This window comes from Streptomyces sp. CNS606 (assembly GCF_000426325.1).
Genome location: NZ_AUFD01000034.1, coordinates 18,734 through 29,313, shown reverse-complemented (window position 1 = coordinate 29,313; position 10,580 = coordinate 18,734). Strand labels below are relative to the sequence as shown.

8 protein-coding genes and 1 pseudogene are annotated in these 10,580 nt (G+C 70.3%); 8 read left to right on the top strand and 1 reads right to left on the bottom strand.

The window, feature by feature from the left end:
• Positions 1-758: IS110 family transposase (locus tag K304_RS30010; RefSeq protein WP_486591734.1), on the bottom strand; the 758-nt coding region annotated here is incomplete at its 3' end.
• A 195-nt stretch (positions 759-953) separates the two neighbouring features.
• Here K304_RS30010 and K304_RS30005 point away from each other — a divergent pair.
• From K304_RS30005 to K304_RS0119410, 8 genes and pseudogenes are all read left to right on the top strand, one after another.
• A pseudogene (locus tag K304_RS30005) lies at positions 954-1,714 on the top strand (transposase family protein).
• 409 nt (positions 1,715-2,123) lie between these two features.
• Entirely contained in the window at positions 2,124-3,356 is a 1,233-nt protein-coding gene (locus K304_RS0119440) for a M20 family metallopeptidase (protein WP_027765119.1), read from the top strand.
• 195 nt (positions 3,357-3,551) lie between these two features.
• Complete coding sequence (locus tag K304_RS0119435; protein ID WP_027765118.1) at positions 3,552-4,601, top strand: BMP family ABC transporter substrate-binding protein; 1,050 nt, start codon at positions 3,552-3,554, stop codon at positions 4,599-4,601.
• 226 nt (positions 4,602-4,827) lie between these two features.
• A complete protein-coding gene (locus K304_RS0119430; RefSeq protein ID WP_106965632.1) occupies positions 4,828-6,438 on the top strand; it encodes an ABC transporter ATP-binding protein in 1,611 nt (536 codons plus the stop codon).
• Positions 6,435-7,547 carry an ABC transporter permease gene (locus K304_RS0119425; RefSeq protein ID WP_027765116.1) on the top strand — a complete coding sequence of 371 codons (1,113 nt, stop codon included), beginning with the start codon at positions 6,435-6,437 and terminating at the stop codon, positions 7,545-7,547. Before K304_RS0119430 ends, K304_RS0119425 begins: the two co-directional genes overlap by 4 nt.
• On the top strand, positions 7,544-8,836 hold the full coding sequence (locus tag K304_RS0119420) for an ABC transporter permease (RefSeq protein WP_027765115.1): 1,293 nt from the start codon (positions 7,544-7,546) through the stop codon (positions 8,834-8,836). The genes K304_RS0119425 and K304_RS0119420 overlap by 4 nt, the downstream gene beginning before the upstream one ends.
• Positions 8,833-9,237 (top strand): cytidine deaminase, encoded by a 405-nt coding sequence (locus K304_RS0119415; protein ID WP_027765114.1) that lies wholly within the window; start codon positions 8,833-8,835, stop codon positions 9,235-9,237. Before K304_RS0119420 ends, K304_RS0119415 begins: the two co-directional genes overlap by 4 nt.
• Positions 9,238-9,276: 39 nt before the next feature.
• A complete protein-coding gene (locus K304_RS0119410) occupies positions 9,277-10,551 on the top strand; it encodes a thymidine phosphorylase (protein WP_027765113.1) in 1,275 nt (424 codons plus the stop codon).
• Positions 10,552-10,580: the final 29 nt, after the last annotated feature.

The following is a 10,580-nucleotide window of genomic DNA, read 5'->3' as shown; positions in this document are numbered from 1 at the left end:
GTCAGGACCTGGTGAAGAGGGTGGGCCTCCAGGAGGGCCTCGATCTGCGTCTCCAGCGCCCGGCGTTGTTCGTGAACTGCGGCGAGGGACTTCGCCAGGGACGGCACGATCACGTCCAGGGTGCCGGTGCCGGTGCCGGTGCCGGGGACGACGACGGTCTGCTCGTCCAGGGCGTGGAAGACGTCGTCGATGAGCCGGGTGGCCATGCGTGGGGCCTTGGGGCGGATGAGCTCGATGAGCTTGCTCCGGCCGGCTTTGCGCAGAGCCTGTGGGGAGCCGTAGCGCTCCAGGATCCAGGTGATGGCGGGGTGGTCCAGGCGGGGGCCGAGGACGCGTTCCAGCGACGGGTGGAACTGGGTGAGCAGGCCGCGGATGCGGTTGGAGGTGCGGGTGGCCTCGGCGGCCAGGTCTTGGTCGAAGCCGACCAGGAGGGTCAGCTCGGCCGTGGTCTCATCGCCCGCGTCCAGCGTGCGCAGGGTGTGGGGCATGGTGCGGGCGGCGTCGGCGATGACGGCGGCGTCCTTGGCGTCGGTCTTGGCCTCGCCGGGGTAGAGGTCGGCGATCCGGCGCATGGCCAGGCCGGGCAGGTAGGCGACCTGGCAGCCCGCGTACCGGGCCACGGTCAGGGGCAGGGCGCCGATGGAGGCGGGCTGGTCCACGATCACCAGGACGCTGCCGAACTTGGCCGTGAGCTTGTCGAGGACGGCCCGCAGTTTCGGTTCGCTGTTCGGCAGGGGCTCAACCACCACCGCATCCACACCGCGATCGGCGACATCCCGCCCGCCGAATGCGAAGCCACCTATTACGCTCAGCACCAGCCGCAACCGGCGGCTGGAGTCAGTGAGTTGTTTCCAACCTGACGGCGCTGGTGGCGTGTTGGAAGGAGCTGCGGTACGACGAAGCTCCTGGTAGACGGGTTCACGACCAAGATCCACCGTCCGCCAGGTGCTCGTGTGCTTGTCTACCCGTCGTCGATCGACCTGTCCAGCCGCACCCTGCGCTACCTGAGCACTCAACTGTGTGCTCGGCGGCGGGAGATCGGCACGCGCTGGCGACGTCTGCCTGCGGACCGACAGGCCCTGCTCGCCTTGGCTCACTTGCGGTGCGGAGATACCTACACCCAGCTCGCCGCCGGGTTCCGCATCGGCGTCGCGACCGTCTACCGCTACATACGCGAGGTCATCGACGTCCTGGCCGGGCCGCCCTCGCGCCGACCCTGACCGAGGCGATGAGGACCATCCGGACCAAGGCGTTCGTGATCCTGGACGGTACCCTCCTGCTGATCGACCGGATCGCCGCCGACACCCCGTACTACTCTGGGAAGAACAAGCGCCACGGCATGAACGTCCAGGTCCTCAACGATCCGTTCGGTCGGCTGCTGTGGACGTCTCCCGCCCTGCCCGGGTCCGTCCACGACCTGACCGCCGCACGGACCCACGGGATCATCGGAGCACTCGCCACGGCCGAACTGAAGTGCTGGGCGGACAAGGCGTACCAGGGAGCCGGCCATCTCGTCCGCGTCCCGTTCCGCAGCCGTCGCCTCAAGCGGTGGCAGCGTCGGCACAACAGCACGCACGCCAAGATCCGATGCCTCGGCGAGCAGTCCATGGCCACTCTGAAGGGCTGGCGCCTCCTGCGGAAACTTCGCTGCAGTACCAACCGCATCACCGCGATCGTCCAGGCCGTTCTCGTCCTCCATCACGCGTCAGCGTGAGGTTGGAAAGGGCTCAGTCCATAGAGCCTCCACCCACCCCGGAGCGGTTCACTCCGGGTGCAGGAGCACGAGCGCCAGCAGCTCCCCCTGCAGGCGGGAACGCAGCAGTGGCAGCAGTGACGGCGAAATCTTCATTGGGCGCATCTTATCCTGCGCCCGATGAAGACGACATTCGGTCACACTCCTCTGCGGAGGGTGACCGTCGGCATGGTGGCGCGGGAGGTCGACCAGGGGTCGAGCGCGGTACCACTACTGAGGGGCCGTGTGCGGGGTACTCGGGGAAAAACGAGAGGCCTACCCAACCCAGAGTGGCCGTAACCGCCTCGCAGCGTAGTTTTCGGTCGCTGGCGGGGATGAAATTTCGGTGATCAACTGTCAGTCGCCCCATGGATGGGCCTACGCTCCGGACATGAACCAACTCCTGTCCCCGGAGCCGGCGGCAGCGGCCGTCGGCATGTCCGCACTGCCCGGAACGCTGCCGGAGTCCCTCCGTGAGGAGCTCGTCGCCTTCCGTCGCGACCTTCACATGCACCCCGAGCTCGGGCATCAGGAGTTCCGCACGACCGCCGCGATCAAGGCGCGGCTGGAGGAGGCGGGGCTGGAGCCCCGGACGCTGTCCCTCGGCACCGGCCTGATCTGCGACATCGGGGGAGAGGTCGGCGGGGACGCCCTCGCGATCCGGGCGGACATCGACGCGCTGCCCATCCCGGACACCAAGGACGTGCCGTACCGGTCCACGATCGCCGACCGGGCGCACGCCTGCGGCCACGACGTGCACACCACCGTCGTGCTCGGCGCCGGGCTGGTGCTGGCGGAGCTGGCGAAGCGGGACCTGCTGCCGCGGCCCGTGCGGCTGATCTTCCAGCCGGCGGAGGAGGTGCTGCCGGGCGGCGCCACGGACGCCATGGAGTGCGGCGTGCTGGACGGCGTCGGCCGGATCATCGCCGTGCACTGCGACCCCCGTGTGGACGCCGGGAAAATCGGCCTGCGCACCGGCCCGATCACCTCTGCCTGCGACCGCCTGGAGGTGTCGCTGACCGGGCCGGGCGGCCACACCGCCAGACCGCACCTGACGACGGACCTGGTCACCGCCGCCGCGAAGCTGGTCACCGAGGTGCCCGCGCTGCTGGGCCGCCGGGTCGACGCCCGCTCCGGGCTGTCCCTGACCTGGGGGCGCATCGAGTCCGGGCACGCCTGCAACGTCATCCCGCAGCGGGCGGAGCTCTCGGCGACCGTGCGCTGCCTGGACCTGCCCGCCTGGCGCGAGGCGCCCGACCTGGTGCACGCGGCGATCGACGAGGTCGCGACGCTGCACCGGGCCAAGTCGACGATCGACTACGTGCGCGGCGTCCCGCCCGTCGTCAACGAGGTCAAGAGCACCGAGCTGCTGCGTGACGCGATGGTCGCGCGCGGCGGCGAGTACGCGGTCGAGACGACGGAGCAGAGCCTCGGCGGCGAGGACTTCTCCTGGTACCTGGAGCAGGTGCCGGGCGCCATGGCGCGGCTCGGGGTGCGGACCCCGGGGGACCGGACCAGGCGGGACCTGCACCAGGGCGACTTCGACGCCGACGAGAAGGCGATCACCGTGGGTGTGGAGCTGTTCACCGCTGCGGCGCTGCTCAGCGCCGGGCGCCTGCCGTAGCCCCTCTGACCTGCGCGGACGCAGAGCCCCGCCGGGGCCGTGGGAGGGGTGTCCGACCGGCGGCGCACACCCGCTAGACACCGATCCGATAACGGCCGTCGGACGGGGCTTTACCCCAGATCTACGCGCGTTAATCTGACCCGGAACAGCCAGCGCCGGGAAGAGGCGCTTCCGAGAGACGAAGGGAACGTCCTCTTGCGTCGGGTATCCAAGCTTGCAGCCGCGGTCAGCGCCACCGCGGTCCTCGCGCTGACGGCCACCGCGTGTGGCGAGAGCTCCACCGAGTCGGGCAGCGGTGAGAAGGACAAGGGCATCGGCCTGGCCTTCGACGTCGGCGGTGCCGACGACCACTCCTTCAACCAGTCCGCCAACCGCGGTGCGGAGAAGGCCTCGAAGGAGTTCGACATCCCCCTCGAGACCGTCACGGCCGGCAACAACGAGACCGAGTCGCAGCGCGAGCAGCGCCTCACCCAGCTGGCCTCGGCCGGCTACAACCCGGTCATCGGCGTCGGCTTCGCCTACGGGAAGTCGATCGAGAAGGTCTCCAAGGAATTCCCGAAGACCACCTTCGGCGTCGTCGACTCCGTGGTCGAGGGCGAGGAGAAGAACGTCGACAGCATGGTGTTCTCCGAGCACGAGGGTTCCTACCTCGCCGGTGTCGCCGCCGCGCTGAAGACCAAGACCGACAAGGTCGGCTTCATCGGCGGCGTGGACAACGCGCTGATCCAGAAGTTCGAGGCGGGCTTCGCGCAGGGCGTGAAGGACACGGGCAAGGACGTCCAGGTCGTCACCGAGTACCTGTACCCGAACAACCCGAAGGGCTTCAACGACCCCGCCGCCGCCAAGGAGAAGGCGAAGGGGATGCTCTCCCGGGACATCGACGTCGTCTACAGCGCCGCGGGCCAGTCCGGCGCCGGCTCGATCGAGGCCATCCACGACGAGGGCGACGGCGCCTGGGCGATCGGTGTCGACTCCGACCAGTACCAGCAGCCGGGCCTGGCGGAGTACAAGGACGTCATCCTCACCTCCGTGGTGAAGAACGTCGACGTCGCGGTCTACGACCTGATCAAGAGCGTGCACGAGGGCGACCCGATCACCGGCGTGAACTCGTACACCCTCAAGGAGGACGGCGTCTCGCTCGCCACCTCCGGCGGCTTCATCGACGACATCATGCCGAAGATCGAAGAGGCCAAGACGAAGATCACCAGCGGCGAGGTCAAGGTCAGCGACACCCCCGAGAAGTGACGGGTCCGCTCGACCGGGTCACCTGACCCGCGCGGCGTGGGCCCGGCGCGGAGGGCGCAGCACCGCCCTCCGCACCGGGCCCGCTTTCTCGACGGAACGCTACGCGCGTAGCGTGCCTCGCACGCCACCTCGCGCGATACCGTCACTCCCGCCCCACACGACACGTGTCACCCGCCCAGCCCACACACCTCACTCCTTCGCCCGGTCCCTCCGAGGAGAGTGCGTCATCGAAGCGTCCAGCAGCAGCCCCACGGCAGCCGGCCCACCGGCAGACAGCGCACCTGCCGTCGAGCTCCACGGCATCACCAAGCGGTTCCCCGGCGTCGTGGCCAACCACGACATCGACATCACCGTCCGGCGCGGCACCGTGCACGCCCTCGTCGGGGAGAACGGCGCAGGCAAGTCGACCCTGATGAAGATCCTCTACGGCATGCAGGCGCCGGACGAGGGCACCATCACCGTCGCCGGCGAGAAGGTCTCCTTCCGTACGCCCGCCGACGCCATCGCGCGCGGCATCGGCATGGTGCACCAGCACTTCATGCTCGCCGACAACCTCACGGTGCAGGAGAACGTCGTCCTCGGCGCCGAGAAGCTGCACGGCATCGGCGGCGGCGCGCGCCGGAAGATCACGGAACTGTCCGACGCGTACGGCCTGGCGATCCGCCCGGACGTGCTCGTCGAGGAGCTCGGCGTCGCCGACCGGCAGCGCGTGGAGATCCTCAAGGTCCTCTACCGCGGCGCCCGCACCCTCATCCTCGACGAGCCCACGGCCGTGCTCGTGCCGCAGGAGGTCGACGCGCTGTTCGACAACCTGCGCGAGCTCAAGGCCGAGGGCCTGACCGTCATCTTCATCTCGCACAAGCTGGGCGAGGTGCTGACCGTCGCGGACGACATCACCGTCATCCGGCGCGGCACCACGGTCGCCTCCCTGCACCCGTCCGAGACCACCCCCAAGCAGCTCGCCGAGCTGATGGTCGGCAGCGAACTCCCGTCCCCGGAGACCCGCGAGTCCACCGTCACCGACGTCGAGATGCTGAAGGTCGACGGGCTGCACCTGTCCGCCACCGACCCGGACGGCAGCGTCCGCGCGGTCCTGGACGGCATCACCTTCACCATCCGCAAGGGCGAGGTGCTCGGCGTCGCCGGCGTCGAGGGCAACGGACAGGCCGAACTGGTCGAGGCCGTCATGGGCCTGCGCGACCCCGACGGCGGCAGCGTCACCCTCGACGGCCAGGACATCTCCCACCGGCCCACCCGCACCCGCCGCGAGGCGGGCATCGGCTACATCCCCGAGGACCGGCACCGGCACGGCCTGCTGCTGGAGGCCCCGCTGTGGGAGAACCGCATGCTGGGCCACGTCACCGAGGCGCCCAACAGCCGCGGCGCACTCCTCGACATCAAGGCCGCCCGCACCGACACCGCGCGCATCGTCAAGGACTACGACGTCCGGACGCCCGGCATCGAGGTCACCGCGGCCAGCCTCTCCGGCGGCAACCAGCAGAAGCTGATCGTCGGCCGCGAGATGAGCCACCACCCCAAGCTGCTGATCGCCGCCCACCCCACCCGCGGCGTGGACGTCGGCGCGCAGGCGCAGATCTGGGACCAGATCCGCGAGGCGCGCCGCGAAGGACTGGCGGTCCTGCTGATCTCCGCCGACCTGGACGAGCTGATCGGGCTCTCCGACACCCTGCGGGTGATGTACCGCGGCCGCCTGGTCGCGGACGCCGACCCCGCCACCATCACCCCTGAGGAGTTGGGCTCCGCCATGACCGGCGCCGCCAGCGGCCACCTCGAGCACGTCGAGGACGAGACGGGCGAGGGAGGGAAGCGGCTGTGAAGTCGTTCAAGCTCGACAAGAACCGCCTGATCCTCGGCCTCGCCGCCCCCCTGCTGGCCCTCGTGGCCGCCGTCGTCATCACCTCGATCGTCCTGCTGGCCACCGGCAAGGACCCGCTCTACGCCTACTCGGTGATGCTCGACTACGGCTCCAAGAGCGACAGCCAGGTCTGGATCATCAACAAGGCGATCCCGTACTACCTGTCCGCGCTGGCCGTCGCCATCGGCTTCCGGATGAACCTCTTCAACATCGGCGTGGACGGCCAGTACCGCATCGCCGCGTTCTTCGCGGCCGTCGTCGGCGGCGCGCTGACGCTGCCCGGGCTGGTGCAGATCCCGCTGATCATCCTGGTCGCGGTCGTCGTCGGCGCGATCTGGTCCGGCATCGCGGGCTTCCTGAAGGTGACCCGTGGCGTCAGCGAGGTCATCACCACGATCATGCTGAACTTCATCGCCGCCTCCTTCATCGGCTACTTCCTCCAGGAAGGCCGGCTGGCGGTCAAGGACGGCAACCTCTTCCACACCCCGAACATTCCCGAGTCCAGCCACTTCTTCTTCCTGCCGACCAGCCCCGACCCGATCAACGGCTTCGTCCTCCTCGCCGCCGCCGTCGGCCTCGGCTACTGGTTCATGCTCAACCGCACCCGCTTCGGCTTCGACCTGCGCTCCGTGGGCCGCTCCGAGTCGGCCGCGCAGGCCAGCGGCGTCAGCGTGAAGAAGATGGTCGTCACCTCGATGGTGCTCTCGGGCGCGGCCGCCGGCCTCGTCGGCATGCCGATCCTGCTGGGCGAGGTCCACAACTACGGCAACGACTTCCCCGCCGGCATCGGCTTCACCGGCATCGCGCTCGCGCTGCTGGGCCGCAACAACGCGGTCGGCATGGCGTTCGCCGCCCTGCTGTGGGGCTTCCTCGACCGCACCGGCGGCCGGCTGGAGATCGAGGACTACGCGTCGGAGACCGTCGAGGTCATGAAGGGCGTCATCGTCCTCTGCGTGGTCATCGCCTACGAACTCGTCCGCCGCTACGGCCTCCGCCGCCAGCAGCGCACGGTCGGCGAGCAGCTCGCCAAGCAGGCCCGTAAGAACGACAAGGCGGAGGTGTCCGCGTGAGCACGAACCTCTCCGCCAAGGTCTCGGAGTCCCTCTCCTCGAAGGGGAAGGACACCACGCCGCGCCGCAGGCTGTCCTGGCCGTGGATCCTGCTCATCATCGCCGGCGCGCTGCTGCTGCTGTCCACGCTCCGCGAGATCACCGGCGTCGGCGGCCTCACCGGCTTCGGCACCTACTCCACCGCGCTGAGCTGGTCGGTCCCCATCGGCCTGGCCGGCCTCGGCGGGCTCTGGTCCGAACGCGCCGGCGTCATCAACATCGGCCTCGAAGGCATGATGATCATCGGCACGTTCACGGCCGGCTGGATCGGCTGGCAGTACGGGCCGTGGGCCGCGGTCGTCGCCGGCATGGCGGGCGGCGCGCTCGGCGGCCTCGTGCACGCCATGGCCACCGTCACCTTCGGCGTCGACCACATCGTCTCCGGTGTGGCCGTGAACATCCTGGCGCTCGGCGCCACCCAGTTCCTCGCCAAGCAGTTCTTCGGCACCCCCGGCAGCGAAGCGGCCATGGCCGGCGGCAACGACCGGCAGTCCCCGCCCATCGAGGACATGTCGGAGTTCTCCGTACCCCTGCTGGCCGACTGGCTCGCCTCACTGGAGGAACAGGGCTGGTTCTTCGTCTCCGACACCGCCGGCATCGCCCGCGCCGCCGTCGACAGCGTCTCCTGGGTGACGCTGCTCGCCGCCGGACTCTTCGTGATGACGTTCTTCGTCCTGTGGCGCTCGTCCTTCGGCCTCCGGCTCCGCTCCTGCGGTGAGAACCCGGTCGCCGCCGAGTCGCTGGGCGTCAACGTCTACAAGTACAAGTACGCGGCCATCACCATGTCCGGCGCGCTGGCCGGCCTCGGCGGCGCGTTCCTGGCCCTCTACGTGCACCACTACCAGGAGGACCAGACCGGCGGCCGCGGCTACATCGGCCTCGCCACCATGATCTTCGGCAACTGGCGTCCCGGCGGCGTCGCCATGGGCGCCGGTATCTTCGGCTTCATGGACGGCACCCAGCTCCGCGGCGGCGGCACCACCATCCACGCGCTGCTGCTCGTCTTCGCGGTGCTGCTCGTCGGCTACGGCCTGTGGAAGCTGTACAAGGGCTCGCGGACCGGCGGCATGGTCGCCGTCGCGTCCGGCATCCTCGTCGCCCTCTGGTACGCCGCCACCGACACCGTGCCGCGCGAGATCGTCGAGGCGAGCCCGTACATCACCACCCTCCTCGTGCTGTGTCTGGCGACCCAGCGGCTACGGGTGCCGAAGACCATCGGCAAGCCGTACCGGAAGGGCCAGGGCACGTGAGCGTGCAGGCTCCGGACACCGACTGGGAGGCCCTGCGGGAGCGGGCCCGGGACGCCATGTCCCGGGCCTACGCCCCCTACTCGGGCTTTCCGGTCGGCGCCGCCGCCCTCGTCGACGACGGCCGCACGGTCTCCGGCTGCAACGTGGAGAACGCGGCGTACGGCGTCGCGCTGTGCGCCGAGTGCGGCCTCGTCTCCGAGCTGGTGGCGACCGGCGGCGGCCGGCTCACCGCCTTCACCTGCTGCGACCGCAACGGCGCCCGCCTCATGCCGTGCGGGCGCTGCCGCCAGCTGCTGTGGGAGCACGGCGGCCCCGAACTGCTGCTGGACACCGCGCGCGGCGTACGTCCGCTGTCCGAGCTGCTGCCGGACGCGTTCGGGCCCGACGACCTCGCCCGCTGACCGCCCGCCTCCACGAACCCTCCCCGGCTTAAGGAACTCATGGACGCCATCTCCGTCATCCGCGCCAAGCGCGACGGGCACCCGCTGAGCGACGAGCAGATCGACTGGGTCATCGACGCGTACACCCGCGGCGCCGTCGCCGACGAGCAGATGTCCGCCCTCGCCATGGCGATCCTCCTCAACGGCATGACACGGGCGGAGATCGCCCGCTGGACGGCCGCGATGATCGCCTCCGGCGAGCGGATGGACTTCTCCTCCCTCGCCCGCCCCACCGCCGACAAGCACTCCACCGGCGGCGTCGGCGACAAGATCACCCTGCCGCTCGCTCCGCTCGTGGCCGCCTGCGGCGCGGCCGTCCCGCAGCTCTCCGGCCGCGGACTCGGCCACACCGGCGGCACCCTCGACAAGCTGGAGTCGATCCCCGGCTGGCGGGCCTCGCTGAGCAACGCCGAGATGCTGGGCACCCTCGACTCCGCCGGCGCCGTGGTCTGCGCAGCCGGAGACGGCCTCGCGCCCGCCGACAAGAAGCTCTACGCGCTGCGCGACGTGACCGGCACGGTCGAGGCCATCCCGCTGATCGCCAGCTCCATCATGAGCAAGAAGATCGCCGAGGGCACCGGTTCGCTGGTGCTGGACGTGAAGGTCGGCTCCGGCGCCTTCATGAAGACCGTCGAGGACGCGCGCGAACTGGCCTCCACCATGGTCGGCCTCGGCACCGACCACGGGGTGCGGACCGTCGCCCTGCTCACCGACATGTCCACGCCGCTCGGCCGCACGGCCGGCAACGCCCTCGAGGTGCGCGAGTCGGTCGAGGTCCTGGCGGGCGGGGGACCGGCGGACGTGGTCGAGCTGACCCTCGCGCTGGCGCGCGAGATGCTCGCCGCGGCCGGGCTGCCGGACGCCGACCCCGCGAAGGCGCTCGCCGACGGCTCCGCGATGGACGTGTGGCGCCGCATGATCGCCGCCCAGGGCGGCGACCCCGACGCGGACCTGCCCGTCGCCCGCGAGCAGCATGTGGTCACCGCCCCGACGAGCGGCGTCCTCACCTCACTGGACGCGTACGCCGTCGGCGTCGCCGCCTGGCGCCTCGGCGCGGGCCGCGCCCGCAAGGAGGACCCGGTCCAGGCCGGTGCGGGCGTCGAGCTGCACGCCAAGCCGGGGGAGCGGGTGGAGGCGGGCGCCCCGCTGATGACGCTGCACACCGACACCCCGGAGAAGTTCGACTACGCGCTCGCCGCGCTCGACGACGCCTTCGCCGTCGGCGACACGGCGGTGGACGTCCCGGCGTCCGTGGTGCTGGAACGTATCGCCTGACCTGCGACGCTCTCGTTCGGGTGAACGGG

What these genes read in the sequence shown, in the direction of transcription:
- K304_RS0119410 (WP_027765113.1), top strand. Translation starts at nt 9,277, where the DNA reads ATGGACGCCATCTCCGTCATCCGCGCCAAGCGCGACGGGCACCCGCTG.
- K304_RS0119440 (WP_027765119.1), top strand. Translation starts at nt 2,124, where the DNA reads ATGAACCAACTCCTGTCCCCGGAGCCGGCGGCAGCGGCCGTCGGCATG.